13 protein-coding genes are annotated in these 18,810 nt (G+C 71.3%); 7 read left to right on the top strand and 6 right to left on the bottom strand.

Going from position 1 to position 18,810, the window contains the following annotated elements:
* The first annotated feature begins 2 nt into the window (after window positions 1-2).
* From hypB to hypE, 5 genes are read left to right on the top strand one after another with little or no spacing between them, the layout of a single operon-like run.
* Window positions 3-788, top strand: coding sequence for a hydrogenase nickel incorporation protein HypB (gene hypB / locus OG393_RS01860; protein WP_327372742.1), 786 nt, complete (start codon window positions 3-5; stop codon window positions 786-788).
* Window positions 788-3,175, top strand: coding sequence for a carbamoyltransferase HypF (gene hypF / locus OG393_RS01855; protein WP_327372741.1), 2,388 nt, complete (start codon window positions 788-790; stop codon window positions 3,173-3,175). The genes hypB and hypF overlap by 1 nt, the downstream gene beginning before the upstream one ends.
* On the top strand, window positions 3,144-3,419 hold the full coding sequence (locus OG393_RS01850) for a HypC/HybG/HupF family hydrogenase formation chaperone (RefSeq protein WP_327372740.1): 276 nt from the start codon (window positions 3,144-3,146) through the stop codon (window positions 3,417-3,419). The genes hypF and OG393_RS01850 overlap by 32 nt, the downstream gene beginning before the upstream one ends.
* Window positions 3,416-4,561 carry a hydrogenase formation protein HypD gene (hypD, locus tag OG393_RS01845; RefSeq protein ID WP_327372739.1) on the top strand — a complete coding sequence of 382 codons (1,146 nt, stop codon included), beginning with the start codon at window positions 3,416-3,418 and terminating at the stop codon, window positions 4,559-4,561. The genes OG393_RS01850 and hypD overlap by 4 nt, the downstream gene beginning before the upstream one ends.
* Window positions 4,554-5,615 carry a hydrogenase expression/formation protein HypE gene (hypE, locus tag OG393_RS01840; RefSeq protein WP_442817245.1) on the top strand — a complete coding sequence of 354 codons (1,062 nt, stop codon included), beginning with the start codon at window positions 4,554-4,556 and terminating at the stop codon, window positions 5,613-5,615. Before hypD ends, hypE begins: the two co-directional genes overlap by 8 nt.
* Window positions 5,616-5,753: 138 nt before the next feature.
* Here hypE and OG393_RS01835 read toward each other — a convergent pair whose 3' ends face one another.
* The gene (locus OG393_RS01835) at window positions 5,754-7,802 is read right to left on the bottom strand and encodes an NPCBM/NEW2 domain-containing protein (protein ID WP_442817392.1); all 2,049 of its coding nucleotides are present in this window, start codon (window positions 7,800-7,802) and stop codon (window positions 5,754-5,756) included.
* Between the two features lie 613 nt (window positions 7,803-8,415).
* Between OG393_RS01835 and OG393_RS01830 the strand changes: the two genes are divergently transcribed.
* Window positions 8,416-12,582 (top strand): beta-galactosidase, encoded by a 4,167-nt coding sequence (locus OG393_RS01830; RefSeq protein ID WP_327372737.1) that lies wholly within the window; start codon window positions 8,416-8,418, stop codon window positions 12,580-12,582.
* 176 nt (window positions 12,583-12,758) lie between these two features.
* Here the strand turns inward: OG393_RS01830 and OG393_RS01825 are convergent, their stop codons facing one another.
* Complete coding sequence (locus OG393_RS01825) at window positions 12,759-13,550, bottom strand: ABC transporter permease (protein ID WP_327378277.1); 792 nt, start codon at window positions 13,548-13,550, stop codon at window positions 12,759-12,761.
* Here OG393_RS01825 and OG393_RS01820 point away from each other — a divergent pair.
* On the top strand, window positions 13,486-13,629 hold the full coding sequence (locus tag OG393_RS01820) for a hypothetical protein (RefSeq protein ID WP_327378623.1): 144 nt from the start codon (window positions 13,486-13,488) through the stop codon (window positions 13,627-13,629). The two genes, OG393_RS01825 and OG393_RS01820, sit on opposite strands and share 65 nt — an antisense overlap.
* Window positions 13,630-13,753: 124 nt before the next feature.
* Here the strand turns inward: OG393_RS01820 and OG393_RS01815 are convergent, their stop codons facing one another.
* From OG393_RS01815 to OG393_RS01800, 4 genes are all read right to left on the bottom strand, one after another.
* Window positions 13,754-15,145: an IS1380 family transposase gene (locus OG393_RS01815; RefSeq protein ID WP_327372736.1), complete on the bottom strand. Its 1,392-nt coding sequence runs from the start codon at window positions 15,143-15,145 to the stop codon at window positions 13,754-13,756.
* A 102-nt stretch (window positions 15,146-15,247) separates the two neighbouring features.
* Entirely contained in the window at window positions 15,248-15,460 is a 213-nt protein-coding gene (locus OG393_RS01810; protein WP_327372735.1) for a hypothetical protein, read from the bottom strand.
* A complete protein-coding gene (locus OG393_RS01805) occupies window positions 15,457-17,040 on the bottom strand; it encodes a sugar ABC transporter ATP-binding protein (RefSeq protein WP_327372734.1) in 1,584 nt (527 codons plus the stop codon). The genes OG393_RS01810 and OG393_RS01805 overlap by 4 nt, the downstream gene beginning before the upstream one ends.
* A 196-nt stretch (window positions 17,041-17,236) precedes the next feature.
* Window positions 17,237-18,286 (bottom strand): substrate-binding domain-containing protein, encoded by a 1,050-nt coding sequence (locus OG393_RS01800; protein WP_327372733.1) that lies wholly within the window; start codon window positions 18,284-18,286, stop codon window positions 17,237-17,239.
* Window positions 18,287-18,810 lie beyond the last annotated feature (524 nt).

Raw genomic sequence — 18,810 nt, 5'->3', positions numbered from 1 at the left:
GCATGTGCCGAGTCGTCGACCTGCAGCAGGCGGTGCTCGCCAAGAACGACGCCGCCGCCCACGCGCTGCGCACCGGGCTCGCGGCCCGTGGCACCACTGTCGTGAATCTGCTGTCCAGTCCGGGCAGCGGGAAGACGGCCCTGCTGGAGCTCGAACTCGGCATGGCCCGTGAGCGTGGCCTCTCGGTGGCGGCGCTGACGGCGGACCTGGCCACCGAGAACGACGCGACCCGCCTGGCCCGCTCCGGGGTCCCGGTGCGGCAGGTGCTCACCGACGGCCTCTGCCACCTGGAGGCCGAGATGCTGGGCGGGTACCTGGACGGCTGGCTTCCCGACGACGCCCGTCTCCTCTTCGTCGAGAACGTCGGGAACCTGGTGTGCCCCGCCTCGTACGACCTCGGCGAGGCGCTGCGGGTCGTCCTCGCCTCGGTGACGGAGGGCGAGGACAAGCCGCTGAAGTACCCGACCGCCTTCGGGCTCGCCCAGGTGGTGGTGGTCACCAAGACGGACATCGCCCGCGCCGTCGACTTCGACGAGGCGCTGTTCCGGGAGAACGTCCAGCGGGTCAACCCGGGTGTCGAGGTGGTCCTGACCTCGGCCCGCACCGGAGAGGGCGTGGGCGCCCTGCTCGACCGGGCCGAGGCCGCGGCGGGCGGGGCGACGCACGCCCCGGTGATGGCCCGCCACCGGCACGGGCACGACGGCCACGAGCACGACCACGACGACCATCAGGACGGCCACGGCCACGACGGCCACGAGCACGACCACCGTATGGCGCAGACCCGCTGATGGAGGCCCTCCAACGCCGCCGGGTCACCGTGCGCGGCGTCGTGCAGGGCGTCGGCTTCCGCCCCTACGTCTACACCCGCGCCACCGGACTCGGCCTCGCCGGTCACGTCACCAACACACCGGAGGGCGTGGTCGCCGAGGTCGAGGGAGCCGCCGCCGCGGTGCTGCAGTTCTGCGAGCGCCTCGCCGCCGACGCGCCTCCCCTGGCGGTGGTGGACGCCGTCGACCACCGCCAGGTCCCCCTCGCGGGCGGGACCGGCTTCCGCATCGTCCCCTCCCGCACGGGCGGCCCGCCCAGGACACTGGTCTCACCGGACACCGCGACCTGCGCCGACTGCCTCCGGGAACTCGCCGACCCCGCCGACCGGCGCCACCGCCACCCCTTCATCACCTGCACCCACTGCGGCCCGCGCTTCACCATCGTCACCGGAGTGCCGTACGACCGCGCCCACACCACCATGGCCGGCTTCCCGATGTGCCCCGACTGCGCCAGGGAGTACGCGGACCCGGCCGACCGCCGCTTCCACGCCCAGCCGGTCGCCTGCCCGGCCTGCGGACCACGGATGCGGCTGCTGCTCGCCGGGAACCCGCCCCGCGAGGTGCCGGACGCCGATCCCGTCGCCGAGGCCCGCCGGCTGCTCGAAGCGGGGGCGGTCCTCGCCGTCAAGGGACTCGGCGGCTACCACCTCGCCTGCGACGCCGCCCACGAGGACGCCGTCGCCACACTCAGGCGCCGCAAGGCCCGCGGCGACAAGCCGTTCGCCCTGATGGCCCGGGACCTCGCCGACGTGGAGCGCCTCGCACACCTCGGCCCCCTGGAACGGAGCCTCCTCACCGGGCCGGCGCGCCCGATCGTGCTGCTGCGCCGCCGTGCCGACGCCGCCGGCCAGGTCGTGGACGTCGCCCCACGCTGCCCCGATCTCGGCGTGATGCTGCCGTACACGCCCGTCCACCATCTGCTGCTCGGACTGCCCGGCGACCCGCCCGGCCCGTGCCTCCTCGTCATGACCAGCGGCAACCTCTCCGGGGAGCCGATCGTCGCCGACGACGCCGAGGCCCTGGAGCGGCTGGCCGGCCTGGCCGACGCCTGGCTGACCCACGACCGGCCGATCCAGGTGCCCTGCGACGACTCGGTCGTCCGTGTCTGCGACGACGAGCCGATGGTCCTGCGCCGGTCCCGCGGGCACGCCCCGCTCCCGCTGCCCCTGCCGCTGCCCGTGCCGCCCTCCCTCGCCGTCGGCGGCGACCTCAAGAACACCTTCTGCCTCGGCGACGGGCGCCGCGCCTGGCTCTCCGCGCACGTCGGCGACATGGACGACCTCGCCACGCAGGACGCCCACGACCGTGCCGAAGCCCAGCTGGAGGCCATCACCGGGGTGACCCCCACGCTCCTGGCCGCCGACCGGCACCCCGGCTACCGGTCCGCGGGCCGGGCGCGGCGTCGTGCCGCCGAGCGGGACCTCCCTCTGGTGCGGGTGCAGCACCATCACGCCCACATCGCGTCCGCCCTCGCCGAGCACGGCCTCGACGGCGACCGGCGGGTGATCGGCGTCGCGTTCGACGGGACCGGCTACGGGGACGACGGGGCCGTCTGGGGCGGCGAGGTCCTGCTGGCCGACTACGCCGGGTACGAGCGCTTCGCCCACCTCGCCTACGTGCCACTGCCGGGCGGCGACGCCGCCGTGCACCGGCCCTACCGCATGGCCCTGTCCCACCTGCGCGCCGCGGGAATCGAGCGGGCCGCCGACCTGCCCTGCACGGCCGCCTGCCCGCCCGGCGAACTGCGCGTACTGGAACGCCAGCTGGAGCGCGGTCTGCACTGCGTCCCGACCTCCAGCATGGGCCGCCTCTTCGACGCGGTGTCCTCACTGGCCGGCGTGTGCCATCACTCCGGCTACGAGGCCCAGGCCGCGATCGAACTGGAGGGCGCCGCGCTCCGCGCGAGCGGCACCGGCCCGGACGGCGGCTACGCGTTCGGCCTGGCCGCCCCCGTCGGTCCCGGACCGCTGCGGGCCGACCCCGGGCCCGTCCTGGCCGCCGTGGTGGCCGACGTCCGGGCCGGCACGGACCCGGCGACGATCGCCGCCCGCTTCCACCGGTCCGTGGCCGGGCTCGTCGCCACCCTGTGCCGGCACGCGCGCGAGCGGCACGGCACCGACACCGTCGCCCTCACCGGCGGCGTCTTCGCGAACACCCTGCTCTCCTCGGCCTGCGCCCGCACGCTGCGCGAGGACGGCTTCATCGTGCTGCGCCACCGTCACGTCCCGCCCAACGACGGCGGGTTGTCCCTCGGACAGCTCATGGTGGCGGCGACCGAGCACGTCACCGCATCCCACCCACAGCGAGGAGAGGTCCATGTGCCTGGCGGTACCCGGCAGAGTGCTTGAGATCACGGACAGAGACGGAACCCGGATGGCCACCGTCGACTTCGGCGGAGTGAAGAAGGACGTGTGCCTCGAGTACCTCCCGGACCTCCGGGTCGGCGAGTACGCCATCGTCCACGTCGGCTTCGCGCTGCAGCGGCTGGACGAGGAGTCGGCCCGCAAGACACTCGCGCTCTTCGAGGAACTGGGCCTGCTCCAGGAAGAGTTCGCGGACCCGTGGGAGCAGGCGTCGGAGGCGCGGCAGTGAAGTACATCGACGAGTTCCAGAACCCCGACCTCGCCCGCCGGCTCCTCGACGACATCCACGCCACCGTCACGCGCCCCTGGGCCCTGATGGAGGTCTGCGGCGGCCAGACGCACACCATCATCCGTCACGGCATCGACCAGATCCTCCCGGACCGGGTGGAGCTGATCCACGGTCCCGGCTGCCCCGTGTGCGTCACCCCGCTGGAGGTCATCGACAAGGCACTGGAGATCGCTTCCCGCCCCGAGGTGATCTTCTGTTCCTTCGGCGACATGCTCCGGGTGCCCGGGACCGGCCGTGACCTGTTCCAGGTGCGTTCCGAGGGCGGCGACGTACGGGTCGTGTACTCCCCGCTCGACGCCTTGCGGATCGCCCGGGAGAACCCCACGCGTGAGGTGGTGTTCTTCGGGATCGGCTTCGAGACCACCGCCCCGCCGAACGCCATGACGGTGTACCAGGCGAGGAAGCTCGGCATCGTCAACTTCAGCCTGCTGGTGTCCCATGTCCGGGTCCCTCCGGCGATCGAGGCGATCATGCGCTCGCCGAGCTGCCGGGTGCAGGGTTTCCTGGCCGCCGGGCACGTCTGCAGTGTGATGGGGACGGGCGAGTACCCGGAGCTGGCGGCGCGCCACCAGGTGCCCATCGTGGTCACCGGCTTCGAGCCGCTCGACATCCTGGAAGGCGTACGGCGGGCGGTGCACCTGCTGGAACGGGGCGAGTACACCGTCCACAACGCCTACGAGCGCGCCGTGCGCCCCGAGGGCAACCCGGCCGCCCTCGCCATGCTGGAGGACGTCTTCGAGGTCACCGACCGAGCCTGGCGCGGCATCGGGGTGATTCCCGACAGCGGCTGGCGCCTGTCTCCGGCGTACCGGGAGTTCGACGCCGAGCACCGCTTCTCGGTGACCGGCATCGACACCCGCGAACCCGCCGACTGCCGCAGCGGGGAGGTGCTCCAGGGGCTGCTGAAGCCGCACGAGTGCGAGGCGTTCGGAACCCGCTGCACCCCGCGCACGCCACTCGGCGCCACCATGGTGTCCAGCGAGGGCGCCTGCGCCGCGTACTACCTCTACCGCCGGCTCGGCCTCACCCCCGCCGCGGCCTCCGGCGCCCCGACGTCCAGGGAGGCGAGCCCCGTTGTCTGACACCACACTCGACATCACCGGCTGGACGTGCCCGGCCCCGCTGCGCGACCGGCCCCGCATCGTGATGGGGCATGGTGGCGGCGGCGCGCTCTCAGCCGAACTGGTGGAGCACCTCTTCGCCCCGGCCTTCGGCGGCGAACTGCTCTCCCAGATGGGCGACTCCGCGACCCTCACCCTCGGCGGCGCCCGGCTGGCCTTCTCCACCGACTCGTACGTGGTCCGGCCGCTGTTCTTCCCGGGCGGCAGCATCGGCGACCTGGCGGTCAACGGGACGGTGAACGACCTGGCCATGAGCGGGGCCGAACCGGCCTACCTGTCCTGCGGGTTCATCCTCGAGGAGGGCGTCGAGGTCGCCGTGGTGGCCCGGGTCGCGGAGGCCCTCGGAGCCGCCGCGCGCGCCGCGGGCGTGGAGGTGGCCACCGGCGACACCAAGGTCGTCGAAGCCGGACACGGCGACGGGATCTACCTGAACACCGCGGGGATCGGTGTCGTCCCCGACGGCGTCGACCTGCGTCCCCAGCGGGTCCGACCGGGTGACGTCGTGATCGTCAGCGGCGAGATCGGCCTGCACGGAGTGGCGATCATGAGCGTCCGTGAGGGCCTGGAGTTCGGCGTGGACATCGAGAGCGACTGTGCCGCGCTCGGCGGACTCGTCAGGTCCATGCTCGCCGTCACCCCGGACGTCCATGTGCTGCGGGACCCGACCCGGGGCGGCCTGGCGGCCTCGTTGAACGAGATCGCGGCGGCCTCGGGGACCGGGGTGGTCATCGAGGAGACCAAGGTCCCGGTGCCGCCCGCGGTGGCGAACGCCTGCGCCATCCTCGGGCTGGACCCGCTGTACGTCGCGAACGAGGGCAAGCTGGTCGCCTTCGTCCCGCGCGAACAGGCCGACGCCGTGCTCGACGCGCTGCGCGCCCACCCACTGGGCCGCCACGCGGCCGTCATCGGCGAGGCGGTCGAGGCGCACCCGGGTCTCGTCGTGGCCCGTACCGGCTTCGGCGGGACACGGGTGGTCGACCTTCCCCTCGGCGAACAACTGCCGCGTATCTGCTGAGCAGGCCGGGGTGGGCCCGGTGGGTTCCACGCCGAGACGGCCGCCGTGGTTTCGGAGCGGCCCTCTCGGCGTGCGGGACCGTGTGGAGGCCGCCCGCTCCCGCCTCGGCGAGAGCGGGCGGCCGGTGTCGTGCGCCGGTCAGAAGCAGGTGAGGCGGGGCGCTCCCCAGTCTGCGTGGTCGTATGAGTTTCCGTCACCGCCGTCGGTGACCTGGAGGGTGAGTTCGTACGCGCCGGTGAGCGGGGCGGTCAGCCGGACGGAACCGTCTTCGCCGGTGAGCCGGCCGCTGGCGGCGACTTCACGGCCGTCCACGTGGATCCGGAACACGGCCGAGCCCCTCGCGCCGACCTCGTCGTCGATGCCGACGTCGGTGGTCAGGCCGGTGCACGTGCCGCCGAGGTAGTAGGTGAGGGTGGAGGGGGCGTTGACGCCGAGGCCCTGGGCGTAGACGGTGCCGCCGACGGTCAGCGCACCGCCGTCGCCGGCCTTCGTCTCCCCGTTGCTCCGGTCCCGCTCGACCGGCCCCCAGCCGTTGGTCGCGGAGGTCCAGTCCAGGCCGCTCAGGGCGTGCGTGCCGGGGACCGGTCCGTTGCCACAGGCGAGCCGGGGGTTGCCCCAGTCGCCGTGGCCGGTGCGCTTTCCGCCGGGGGAGGTGGCGACGATGCGCAGTTTCCTGCCGCCTGTCATGTCCGCGGTCAGGCGCAGCGCGGGCTGGGCGGCGGTGCGCGGTCCGCTGTCCGCGACCAGCGTCCTGTCGCGGTAGACGCGAAAGCGCACCCGTCCGGTGGACACCTCGTCGTCGACACCGACGTCCACGGTGAGCCTGCGACAGGTGCCGCCGAGGTGGTAGGAGATGTCCGAACCGGCCCGTACACCCAGGCCCTTGCGGTACACGACGCCGTTGACGGTGAGCGGCCTGCCGTCGCCGGGGGCCCGCCCGCCGTTGCTGTGGTCGCGTTCCACCGGGCCGCTGCCGTTGTCCGCCTTCGTCCAGGCGAGGTCGCCGAGGTCGAAGACCCCGGCGGGCAGGGCGGTGCGTGACGTCGGGGTGACCCGGAACATCGCGGTGCCGTGGGAGGGCACCGTGGCGCTGATGGTGCCGCGGGAGGTGGTGACCTCCCTGGACCACAGGTCCTTCACCTCGTACGACCTGGCCCCGCCGATTCCCGCCGCGGTGGCTGTGGTGGAGATGGTCCGCGCCGTGTCGGTCTCGTTGGTGAGGGTGAGAGAGCGACTGCCGTCGGCGAGCGGTTTGCTCATGACCACCAGGCCGCCGGCGTCGGAGAGGACGGTGCCCTGCCGGCCGAGCGGGTCCTGGTCGACGGCGATGACGTCGGCGTTCTTGAGGATCTCGTAGGTGGCCGGGGTCGCCTCGCGCAGGTCGGTGCCGATCAGGAGCGGCGCCGCCATCTGGGCCCAGAGACTGAAGTGGGTGCGGTACTCAGTGTCGGTCATGCCCCCGTTGCCGACCTCCAGCATGTCGGGGTCGTTCCAGGAGTGGGGGCCGGCATAGGCGGCGAGGGGCTGGTTCCGGTGAGCGATGGCGATCATGCTCTGCCAGTTGTCGGAGATGTCACCCGTGGTGCGCCAGGAGTTGCCGACGTCGCCGGCCCAGGTCCAGGGCGTGCTTCCACCCCAGTCACAGATGCCGTAGAGGATGGGGCGTCCGGTGGCCCTGAGGGCGTCGCCCATGGCCCGGTAGCGCGTCTCGGCGTCGAGCTGTTCGTTGTTGCAGTTGTCGTACTTGAGGTAGTCGACGCCCCAGGACGCCCAGAGGTTGGCGTCCTGCTGTTCGTGTCCGAGTCCGCCGGGGAAGCCGTTGCGGTCGCAGGTCCGGGTGCCGGCGCTGGAGTAGATCCCGAATTTCAGGCCCTTGGAATGGACGTAGTCGGCCAGCGCCTTGATGCCGTGGGGGAACCGCACAGGGTCGGCGACGAGATCGCCGCGGGCGTCACGGTTCGGCAGCGCCCAGCAGTCATCGAGGTTGACGTAGGTGTAGCCGGCCTGTTTCAGGCCCTGTGAGAGGAACAGGTCCGCGATGTCCTTCACCATCGCCTCGTCGAAGTCCGCGCGGCAGTGCGTGGAGTTCCAGTTGTTGAAGCCCATCTGGGGCGTGCGGGCCAGCGAGTTCTGGAGCGCGGCGGCCGGGGAGGCGGTCGCCAGGTCGATACCGACGGCGGCGGCCATGGGGCCGCTCACCAGGGCCAGGCCGGCCGCCAGGCCGACGAGGGCGCGCGGGTTCTTGCGGGTGATCAGAGCCAAGAGATCCTCCGGGACACGGACGGCACATAAAGGCACCGAATCCAACGGAATCGAGCAGTGAAGAGCGTCGCCGTGACCGCTGCGACTGTCAAGGGTGAGCGGCGCTTCCCATCACCCCCTCCCAGAACCGGACCGGGGTGCCTCATCGCCGATGCTTGGGAACGACACAGCTCAAGGGCTCTTTCGCGGGATTCCCCGGGTGTGGCGCGGTGTGCGGACCCGCACAGGGGCATCCGCGGAGTCAGCACTCCCCGCGGCACGCCCCCTTGACGCCGCGCTGGCGGTCACGCTCTCATCATTCCACCACCGCGTTGGTATTTGTTCGTTCGTTTTCGTGGGTAGGCCGCCTGAGGGGACCTTCCCTCCGTCACGCGGACCGCGGCGGCGGCCATCCGCGTGCCGCGGCCGAGGGTGCCCCCACCGCCGGGCGATCGTCTGCTCGATCCCCCTCGGAACCCCGGGAACCCGCGTCGGGCACGGTCCGGCGTGGCGGCCTCGCACGCCCTCGGCCCGCTCTCCCTCTTCCACAGGAGGCTTGATGCCCGGAACCAACCCCAGGGTGATGACCGCCCTGCTGATGAGCGCGGCCCTGGCCGCCGGCTGCCTCGCGGGCACCGCGGCCCCCGGGTCCGCCCCGGCCGCGGTCGCCGCGGTCACCGCCGTGTCGGCGGACCCGGCCCTCGCCCACGACGTCGGCTACGACGGCTACTCGCTCATGATCGACGGTCGTCGCACCTTCATCTGGGCGGGCGAGTTCCACTACTTCCGCCTCCCCAGCCCAGACCTGTGGCGGGACGTGCTGCAGAAGATGAAGGCCGGCGGATTCAACGCCGTCTCCCTCTACTTCGACTGGGCGTACCACTCGCCCTCGAAGGGCGTATACGACTTCACCGGTGTCCGCGACGTCGACGAGTTGCTCGACATCGCGGATGAGGTCGGCCTGTACGTCATCGCCCGGCCCGGACCCTACATCCAGGCGGAAGTCGACAGCGGCGGATTCCCCGCGTGGTTGGGCGTCGAGCCGGGGCGCGGCAAGAGCACCGACCCGGACTACCTGGCAGCCGTCGACGAGTGGTTCGACCGGATCAACCCGATCCTGGCCCGCCACCAGCTGGAGAACGGCACCGGCTCCGTCATCGCCTACCAGGTCGAGAACGAGTTCTACCACTACACGGAAGCCGACCGCGCCTATGTGGCACACCTCCGCGACAAGGCCCGCGCCGACGGGATCACCGTGCCGCTGACCGGCAACCACATCCACTTCAACGCGAACCCGGCGAACTACGCGTCGTACAACGAGGGGACGGGTGCGCTCGACATCGACGGCGTCGACAAGTACCCGCTCGGGTTCGACTGCGAAGACCCGGACTGGAAGCCGGTCCAGGACGACATGGCCGGCTACCGCCGACCGGGCAAGCCGCTGTACCTCCCCGAGTTCCAGGGCGGCTCGATCACCTACTGGGGCGGCTCCGACGGCGACACCTGCCGCGAGAAGATGGGCGCCGACTTCGCCTCGGTCTTCTACAAGAACAACATCGCCGCCGGTGCCACCCTGCAGAGCCTCTACATGCTGTACGGCGGCACCAACTGGGGCCGCCAGGCCGTCTCGGGCACCTACACCTCGTACGACTACGGGGCCGCGATCACCGAGCCCCGGCAGCTCACCGACCGGTACCGGCAGAACAAGCTGATCGGCTACTTCCTACAGAGCGTCAGCCCTCTCGCCAAGACCGACGCCGCGCCGGCCGCCACGCTGACCGACCCGGCGGTCACCGGCACCGTCCGCGTCAACCCCGACACCGCCACCCGGTTCCACGTCCTGCGCCACACCGACTCCACCTCGGCCGCGACCGCCGCCACGCACATGGAGCTGACCACCAGCGGGCGGGGCTCGGGGTACACCCACGACGACAGCGACACCGACCGGCTCCGGTACACGGGAGGTTGGCGGCACGTCGGCGACGAGATGAGCTACACGGCGGGCGAGTTCCTGCGCACCGAATCCTTCTCGAACAGGGCCGGCGACAGCCTCACCGTGCCCTTCACCGGCACCGCCGTGCGCTGGATCGGTTCCCTCGCCGCCAACCACGGGATCGCCGACGTCTACGTCGACGGCGTCAGGACCGCCTCCGTCGACACCTACGGCAGGCCCGAGGCCAAGGACAGGGTGCTCTTCGCCAAGGACGGCCTCAGCCCCGGTGACCACCAGCTGAAGATCGTGGTCACCGGGGCGCACAACCCCGCGGCCATCGGCTCCTTCGTCTCCGTCGACGCCGTCGACGCGACCGGCAGCCGGGCGTACACGACCGTCCCGCAGAAGGCCGGGACCTCGATCACCCTCGCCGGGCGCGATTCCAAGATCCTCGTGGCCGACTACCGGCTCGGCGACACCCGGCTCCAGTACTCCACCTCCGAGATCATGACGCACGCACAGATCGGCGGACGCGACGTCGCCGTGCTCTACGGCAGGCACGGCCAGGACGGGGAGACCGTTCTCAGCCTTCCCCGACGGCCGGCCGTCCAGGTCCTGGCCGGGGACGTCGCGCACACCTGGGACACCGCCACCGGAGACCTGCGCCTGAACTACACCCACACCGGCCTCTCCCGGGTCCTGGTCACCGGCGGCCCCCGGCCCCTCCTGCTGCTGCTGGGCGACGACCGGAACGCCGAGACGTTCTGGCGGGCCCAGACCGCGAACGGACCCGTCCTCGTTCACGGCGGCGACCTGCTGCGCACGGCCACCGCGCGATCCGGCGGCCTCGACCTGACCGGCGACAGTTCCTCGGCCCAGCCCGTCGAGGTCTATGCGAACGGAAGCGCGCCGATCACCTGGAACGGAGCACCGCTGGCCACCCGGCCGGGCCCCGGCGGCTCCGCCGCCGGCAGGCTGCCCGGTCCGGCCCCGGTAACCCTCCCCGCGCTCACCGGATGGAAGCACCGGGCGGGTTCACCCGAGGCGCAGCCCGGGTTCGACGACGCCGCCTGGAAGGTGGCCGACAAGACCACGTCCCACAGCATCACCAAGCCGGCCACGCTCCCCGTGCTGTTCTGCGACGACTACGGTTTCCACTACGGCGACGTCTGGTACCGGGGCCGCTTCAAGGCGGGGGAGGGCACGGGTGTGGACGGCGTCACGCTCTTCGCGCAGACCGGTGGGGGCGGTGTCTTCTCGGTATGGCTGAACGGCACGTTCCTCGGCAGCGCCGGCGCCGGTCCCCGGAAGTTCGCCTTCCCGCACGGCGTGCTGAGGACATCGGGTGACAACGTGGTGTCCGTACTGGTCTCGAACAACGGTCACAACCAGAACCCGGGCACGAACGACTACCACAAGGAGGCCCGCGGTCTCACCGGAGCCTTCGTCAGCGGATCGCCCGTGCCCACCGTGACCTGGCGGATCCAGGGCGCCCGGGGCGGCGAGGGCCTCGTCGACACCGCGCGCGGCCCGATGAACACCGGCGGGCTGTACGGCGAGAGGGCCGGATGGACCCTGCCCGGGTTCCCGGACGGCGACTGGAGCACGACCGGACCCGCCACCCGCGACGCCACCCCCGGCGTCTCCTGGTACCGCACGACGGCCGCCCTCGACCTGCCCGCCGGTCAGGACACCTCCGTCGGACTGAAGATCGTCGACGATCCGGGCCGCAGGTACCGGGCGCTGATCTACGTCAACGGCTGGCTCCTCGGCACCTACATCAACCACAGGGGGCCGCAGCACGTCTTCCCGCTCCCCAACGGCATCCTGGCGCCCCACGGCGAGAACACCATCGCCATCGCCGTGGGGAACGAGGACGGGGCCGGCGGCGGCCTGGGCACGGTGACCCTGGAGAACCTCGGCACGACCCTCTCCCCGCTGGACCCCGAACCGGTCGCCGGCCCCGGCTACGACGCCGCGACCTACGGCATGCCGGGGGAGCGCACGGCCGCACTCGTCCTGGACGCCCCCGACACCGCCGCGGCCTCCGGCACCGTCGGCGTCTCCGCGACCTTCTCCGTGCCCGTCGGACGGCGGGACGTCTCCGACGTCGGACTCGGCCTGGACCTGCCGCCCGGCTGGACGGCTGAGGCCGTCGGCGCCGTCACCGCCGCACACCTCGCGGCGGGCGACTCGCTGACCGCCACGTGGAATGTCACCGCCCCCGGCGGGACGCTCCCGGGCGTCACCCGTTTCACCGCCGACGCCACCTACCGGCAGGAGGGAAGCACCGGCGGACGGCTGTCCGACACCAGGATCGTGGCCAACCCGGCGGACGGTCTGCGAGCACCCACGTCGGACACCCATGTCAGCACGCTGCCCTTCCTCGTCGAGAGGAACGGCTACGGACCGGTCGAGCGCGACACGAGCAACGGCGGCGACAGGGCCCACGACGGCCGGCCGCTGCGGATCGGCGGCGTCCCCTATGCCAGAGGGCTCGGTGCGCACGCCACCAGCGAGGTGCTGATCTATCTGGGCCGGCGGTGCACCCGCTTCACCGCGACCGTCGGTGTCGATGACGAGGTCGGGGACAACGGATCGGTGATCTTCAAGGTCTGGACCGACAGTACGTTCAGAACCGCCACACCGAAGCTCGTCGGTGGCCAGGTGGCGGCGACCGTCGACGTCGACACCACCGGAGCGGAACTCCTGCGGCTCCGTGTCGAGGACTCCGACGGGAGCATCGGATCCGACCACGCGGACTGGGCCGACGCCCGAGTGTGGTGCTCCTGACACCCGAGGTAGGCGGACACCTGTCGGCCGGGCGCGTATCGCCTGGCCGGCAGGCCGCGCGTCTGGACAGGACAGGGCGGTCGGGGCGCGGATGTGCGGCTGCCGGGCCCTACCGGGCCCGGCAGCCTTCGGCGGTGGGGTCGACCCTCGGCGACCCCACCCCGTCGGGGCGGCGGTCAGGCGGGCAGGCCGATCGCGCGCTCACCGCTGCGACGCTGCTGGATGACGACGGCGATCACCAGCAGGGCGCCCTGGGCGACGTTCTGCCAGAAGGAGTTGATGCCCTGGACGGTGAGTCCGTTCTCGAGGGCACCGAGGAGGGCGACGGCGAGGAGGGTGCCGCCGATGCCGCCCTTGCCGCCCTTCAGGGCGGCGCCGCCGAGAGCGGCGGCGGTGATGGCCTTGAGCTCGAGGCCCTCACTGCCGGAGACGGGCTGGCCGCTCCCGGTACGGGCGGTGAGGAGGATGCCCGCGATGGCGGCCACGATGCCGATCAGGGCGTAGACGGCGATCAGGTACTTGTTGATGTTGATGCCGGCCAGGCGCGCGGCGGTGTCGTTGCCGCCGATGGCGTACAGGTTGCGGCCGATGTCGGTGTACTTGAGGAGCACGTGAACGGCGAGGGCGGTGAGGATGAGGATCCAGACCATGACCGGGATTCCGGCGATCTTGCCGCGTCCGAGGAAGACGAAGATGCCGTCGTTGAGGACGTAGCCCTGCGCGCGCCCGTCCGAGAGGAGTTGAGCGAGACCCTTGTAGGCGGCGAGGCCGGCCAGGGTGGCGATGGTGGGGTTGACACGCCCGTAGACGATGACCAGGCCGTTGAGCACACCGATGAGGAGGCCGACGCCGATGGCGGCGGCCACGCCGAGGTAGGCGTTGGCCCCGGTGGCGGTGAAGGCCATGGCGCTGACGACGGAAGCGACGCCGGTCTGGGAGCCGACCGAGATGTCGAGGCCGCCGCAGATGATGACGACGGTCTGGACGATGGCGAGCAGGCCCGTGATGGTGGCCGCCTCAGCCCGGATCCACCGGCTCGTTTCGTGAGTGATCGTTTTCGGTGATCGAGGCGATGCGTCTGGCGGCGGGCATGGGGTGGCCGCTGGTCTGCCCAGCTTTTCCACATGTCCACAGCTCTCGGGCCCTGGCGGGCGGGTCAGATACGGGCAGGTCAGGTCGGTTGGGGCGGGGTGTGCAAGGTGTTGAAGAGGGCTTCGAAGGCGTCGTGCCAGGGCCAGCGTTCGGGCAGGTGCAGGGTGAGCCGGCGGGCCGAACGGGCCAGACGGGCGGGCACGTTGACCAGGTGATCACGGATGGTCGCGCACGTCGCGCGGGCGTGAAAGGTGCCGGCGAGCGTTCCGCAGGCGCGGGTCAGGTTGAAGGCGAGGGCGGCCAGCGCGAGCCAGGCGGCGTTCGCCTGGAAGCTGCCCGAGGGGGCGTGTGCGAACGGGCCGTTCTTCAGCTCGGAGATCACCTGTTCCACGATCGCGTGGCGCCGGTGGTCACGCTCGGCGTCGATGAGCGGCAGCGTGCTGTCGGTGAACGCGGCGTGGTAGCGCCAGGCGGTGAACAGCTCGCCCTGGCCCCCGGGCACGGTCGCGGGGTTCAGGCGCTTGACGCGTCGCACGATGAGACGGGCGGTGACCTGCTGCTTCTTCGGTTTCGAGGTGAAGGCGGTGTACTCGATCTCGGCGATCTCGGCGTCCGATATCCAGCGTTCCTCCTCGCTGTCCCACACCGCCTTGGGGTACTTGATCGGCGTCCAGGCCGTCTCGTCGATAGCGGCGATGGCCTGCTTGACGGAGGCGTTCATCCGCACCGTGACGGAGAAGCGGGCGCCGAGCGCGCGGCAGGCGGCGATCACCTCGGCGGCGTAGTAGGCCGCATCCGCCCGCACGGTCAGCATCCCGGTCGCACCGGACGCGCGGGCGGTGCGGACCGCCTCGGCGGCGAACGAACCGGCTCCGCGCACCGAGTTCACGCTGCCCTTGCGCAGCCTGGTTGCGGCGATCACCGGGGCGGCCAGCGGCGTGGACAGCGTCGCGATCAGCGCGTTCAGGCCCTTGACCTTGTTGTATCCGTAACCGGTGCCCTGTTTGGCATAGCCGTGGACCGGCTTGATGGTGTCGTCCAGATCGAGGTAGGCGACCGTGTCGGCGCCGGGCAGCAGCGGGGTGTGCGCGGCCAGGCGAGGCAGGAACCGGCGGGCGACGGCGTGCAGTTGCTTCACGTGCCCGTGGGTGAAGGACCGCAGGAAGCTGCCGAGGGTCGACGGGGCGCGGACCCCGGTGAACAGGCGCCGCATCGCGCCGTGCCGCAGCCGGTCCATGTCGTCGATACTGTCCGCGCCCGCGGCCATGCCCGCGATGAGCGCCATCGACTTGGCGGCCGGGAAGGAACCGGTGCCGTTCTTCGAGGCCGGCAGCCGCATCATCTCGCCGACCAGGCCGGGCAGGCCGCACCGCTCGGCCAGGCGCACCAGCGGCGCGAGCCCGCCGTACGCGATCAGATTCGGATCATCGAACCGTGCGGAGACCTTCGCCGCGGCATGGGAAGATTGCATCTCAGAAGTGCCCTGTTGGTCGTGCGTGCTGGAAGCGTGAGAACTCCCATCATCGCAGGTCACAGGGCACTTCCTCGTTCCCGGCAACGTCACCGCCGCACATCAACCGGTGGATCCGGGCTCAGCGATGACCTGCACGTTGGAGACGCTGAGGTAGTTGTCGTTGAGGACGCCGAACAGGACCAGCACCACGACCAGTGCGCCGATCAGGCTGAGGTTCTGCCCGCCTCCCGACGCGGTCAGGAACGCGAACCGGCCCGGGGCGGGGCCACGATGTGTTCCCGCGGTCGTGGGGGTCTTGGCGGTGGCGCTCATGAGGTTGCTCCAGAGGTGGGGGCAGAGGCGAGGTCGTCGGCCATGGCGAGGTTGAGGATGGCTTCCTCGGTGGCCTGGTCCCGGGCGAGTTCGCCGGTGACGCGTCCGTTCTGCATGACGACGACGCGGTCGGCGAGGCCGATCACCTCGGGGAGTTCGGAGGAAATGACCAGAACGGCGATGCCCTCGGCTGCGAGGTCGGCGATGATGTGGTAGATCTCGGCCTTGGCACCGACGTCGATGCCGCGGGTGGGCTCGTCGAGGATCAGGACCTTGGGCTTGCGCGCGAGCCAGCGGGCGAGGACGACCTTCTGCTGGTTGCCGCCCGACAGCTTGCGTACTTCGTGCTCGATGGAGGGGGTGCGTACCCGCAGGCGATCCGTGTATCGCTGGGCGAGTTCGCGTTCCGCGCCCCGCCGGACGAAACGCAGCCGACGCAGGCGCTCGAGGACGACGGTGGACGTGTTGTCGCGGATCGAGCGGTGCAGAAAGAGCGCCTGTGCCTTGCGTTCCTCGGGGGCCAGACCGAGGCCCGCGCGGATGACAGCGCCAGGATCACCGGAGGGCAGGACCTTGCCGTCGAGGGTGACCGTGCCGGAGCGGACAGGCCGGTCGCCGGCGAGCGCGAGGGCCATCTCGGAGCGTCCCGCGCCGACCAGCCCGGCCAGGCCGACGACCTCCCCGGCGTGGATCCGCAGGTCGATGCCGGTGACGTCGTCGGTGGTGAGGCCGCGGACGTCCAGCACCAGGCGGCCGGTGGGCACACGTGTGCGCGAGAACATCGTGGACAGGTCACGGCCGACCATGAGTCGGACGAGTTCGCCCTCGTTCGTGGTGGCGGCCTTCTGCACTCCGGCGACGGTGCCGTCGCGCAGGACCGCTATGCGGTCGGCGAGCTGGAATATCTCCTGCATGCGATGGGAGACGTAGACGACGGCGACGCCCTCGTCCCGCAGCCGGCGGATCAGCGTGAACAGTGCCTCGACCTCGTGCTCGGAGAGCGAGGAGGTGGGCTCGTCGAAGGCGATGACCTTCGCACCCCCGGTCAGGGCCCTCAGGATCTCCACGAGTTGGCGCTGGGCGGGCGTCAGACGCGAACCGAGCCGGTCCGGGTCGAGGACCTTGTCGAAACCCAGCCGCCGCAGGTCGGCGGTGACGCGGCGGCGGAGTTCGGCGCGGTCCAGACGACGCCCGGCTCTGCGGGGCAGAAGACCCGCGTAGACGTTCTCGGCGACGGACACATGCGGGATGATCTCCGGTTCCTGAGGGATGATCCGGATGCCCAGACGGCGGGCGTCGGTGGGAGAGGAGAGCTGGGCGGCCCGGTCGTCCAGGACGACACTGCCCTCGGTCGGCTGGTGGTCACCCGCGAGGATCTTCAGCAGGGTGGATTTCCCCGCACCGTTCTCGCCCATCAGGGCGGTGACCTGACCGGCCGGGAAGTCGAGGGTGACGTCCTCCAGAGCACACACCGCACCGAACCGCTTGGAGACGTGCCGTACGCCGGCGCCGGCGCCGGCGGGGGACTGCGGGGCGGTGGGCGGGCGGGGATACGGGTTCGTGTCGTGAGCTCTACTCATGATGGCTGCCTTCGGTCGTGCGGGAGGGTGGCAGGGCCCGTCGTGCAGGAGCGCGCCGCGTCCGCTGGCACGTCCCCTCGAAGGGCGGGTCGGCAGGGTGGTGCCGCCTCCGGCCCCGGCTGTGCAGGGAACCGGGGCCGGAGGGGCGAGGGCCGCTCCCGACGGGGGAGGGTCGGGGCGGGCCCGTTCGGAGGCGTCAGCTGCAGGTGACGCCGGCGGACTTCCAGCCGACCGCGTCGACCATGGTGGTCGGCGCGAACGCCTCCTGCGGGAATGCCTTGGCGTTCTTGATCTTGTCGTACATCGTCTGGACGGCGAGGGCACCGACGTCCTTGCCGTTGATGAACAGCGCGGCCTTCATACCGGAGGGCTTGCCGCCGTCCCAGTTCTTGCAGGCGAGGTAGGCGCCGAGGCCGACGCCGATCACCCGGTCGGATCCGATGCCGGCGTTCTCCATCGCTGTGACGCCGCCCTGGACGTTCTCGTCGTTGCAGCCCCAGATCACCCAGTTCTTGACGGTGGGGTTGGCCGTGACGGTCGCGGCGATCTTGTCCTGGGCGCCGGTGGGAGTGTTGTCGGTGGCGACGTCGATGTTCCGCACGCCCTGGACAGCGGCCGAGAACGTCTCCTTGGCGGCCTTCACGCGGTCGCCGCAGACGGTGACGTCCTGCTTCCAGGCGGAGATGGTCCTGGTCTCGGCGGGGTTCCAGCCGGCCTTGCGGAACTCCTCGGCCGCGCGCTTGCCGACCTCGCCGCCCATCTGCTCACCGGAGAAGCCGATTCGCGGCACCAGGTCCTCCTTCGCGCACGCCGACGGGTCGGGGCCGTTGGTGCAGATCTGGTCGTCCGAGGTCAGCAGGGCCACCTTCGCGTCCTTCGCGGCCTGGACGACCTGCGGGCCGACCGCCGGGTCCGGCACGACGACGATGATGCCGTCGGTCTTCTGCGCGATGGCCGCCTGGACCTCGCTGATCGTCTTGTTGGCGTCGTTTCCGAGGTTCACGACCTTCAGGTCCACGCCCAGTTCGGCGGCCTTCGCCTTCGCTCCGGCTGCCTCGCCGACGAAGTACTCCTGGTCACCCTGCTTCTGCAGGTAGGTCATGGAGATCGTGCCGCTCACCGTGGCGGGAGAGGCGTCGTCGGCGCCCTTGGCTGACTCCTGACCGGTGGAACAGGCGGTGGTCAGGCCGAGAGTGAGCAGCAGGCCCGTCGCGATGACGGCGCGGCTGGCGGTGGTGCGGATCATGGAGAGCTCCTTCGAGCGTACGCCGGAGACGGCGCGTGGTGCGGGGGAAAGATGGCGTCGCTGCGACGCCAGGCCGTGAGCGGGAGGGGACACCATCGGCTACGCGTACACCGATCCCACACAGAAATCACCCACGAATCAACATGTTCGAACGTGATGCAACATATGACAGCCGGGTTACCGGCCGACGTCAAGTCGATACGTCGGCCGAAATCACCTTGTGACCATCCGGCGGGGTGGTCGTGCCGACGGCCGGCGACTCCTTCCTGAGGAGACGTCAGTTCCACTGCTCCTGGGCGTGGTTGGTCGTCAGTCGGCGGATCCGCCCGGTGCGGGAGGGGTACCTCCCCGGAGTGGCGTCCACGTCGGACCTCCCGCCTGACCCCGGTGCGAACCGCGCGTGGACTCCTTCCGGACGCGCTCATGCTCACTCGGCAGAGGAGGGGGTGCGGGCCGGCGCGGTGGTGAGGGACGGTCACGTGTCTTTCTCCCGGTGTCATGGCGTGGCGCCCTTCGGGCGCGGC

The sequence above is a fragment of the Streptomyces sp. NBC_01216 genome (genome assembly GCF_035994945.1).
Taxonomy (GTDB): Bacteria; Actinomycetota; Actinomycetes; order Streptomycetales; family Streptomycetaceae; genus Streptomyces.
This window is presented reverse-complemented; position numbering and strand designations above follow the sequence as displayed.